The sequence below is a fragment of the Quyinboa mangrovi genome (genome assembly GCF_042219825.1).
Lineage (GTDB): Bacteria > Bacteroidota > Bacteroidia > Bacteroidales > UBA5342 > JBHJHP01.
The window spans coordinates 1-1,183 of record NZ_JBHJHQ010000038.1; the positions used below are offsets into that span (position 1 = coordinate 1).

1 protein-coding gene is annotated in these 1,183 nt (G+C 32.3%); it reads left to right on the forward strand.

Features of this window, described 5'->3' with window-relative positions:
- Positions 1–87 precede the first annotated feature (87 nt).
- Positions 88–966: a hypothetical protein gene (locus tag ACE1ET_RS20435; RefSeq protein ID WP_375730282.1), complete on the forward strand. Its 879-nt coding sequence runs from the start codon at positions 88–90 to the stop codon at positions 964–966.
- Positions 967–1,183 lie beyond the last annotated feature (217 nt).

The window sequence follows — 1,183 nt, forward strand, 5'->3', positions numbered from 1 at the left end:
ATGTCGTCGTTTTCGGCTTGACAGTCTCCACTTCATGGGACAGTCAACCGCACGACACCATACCGCGGGAACGTTGTGCTTAATTTTATGAAACATACTGCAAACATATTAATCGGACTGATTTTGACTATAAATTTTGCTTTCTCGCAAGATTTGTATCATGATTTAGATAAAGCATTTCAAAAAAAATCGATAGAATTAACAAATGACTTCTTTACCACTTGGCAAAAACAAAGCTATCCGGTTAACAAGAATGAAATAAATGATACGCTACTACAAGCTTATAACTTATTTGATTCCTTTTTTAATCCTAATAAACTTTCTGACCTGGGGGCAAATCCCGATTTTGATTCAATTTATAGGGATTCAGAATATTTCATAATTGACAACCAAATAAATCTCTATATAAAGGACTGTATTTATCATCCTGACAATTTTATCGATTCATTAAAGAGAGCGGAAGCTAAAAGACTTCTAAAAGCTGATTCGATTGAAGATGAAAAAGTACAAAAGCTTATCGATACATTTTTCCCGATTGATTACGGTTATGACAGATATGGTTCAATGAATTCAGTACTTCTTGATTCAATAATAGATTTTAGACCTTTTACTTCTTTCTCAGACAAAAAATTACTTTATCTGAATAATGATTACAAAAAAGCAATCCAACTTTTTCTGGGTGCAGATAGATATGAACTTGATAACAACCACTTTCAACAAACACTAACTGATAAACAGATTCTAAAACGACTGGATTTTTTAAAACCATATGTTACTATTCGTAAAGGTTGGCATTTTGATTTTCATTTATTAAGTTATCCAGAGCCATTTTCGATTGTATTTGATAAGGATTTTAAATTTGCAAGGGTTGATTATTGGATTGGTGAAAAAACTGGATTTGCTATTTTTGAGAGAATTGATAATAAATGGATTCTTAAATTTGGTAATTTGACAAGAATAATTTAATAAAAAACTAAGCACAACACGCGGTCATAGTGCATGGCAGTACTTTTTAAATAAAATAATTCAACGTTCGCAACCTGCTCCTTTCGTCCTGACAGTTCCTATCCTATCGGACAGAAACTGCCACGACACCATACCGCGGGAACGTTGTGTGCAACCATATTAGAAGGGGAATTACATAATATGAATAAATATATCCTAATAGTTTTCTTTTTTATAC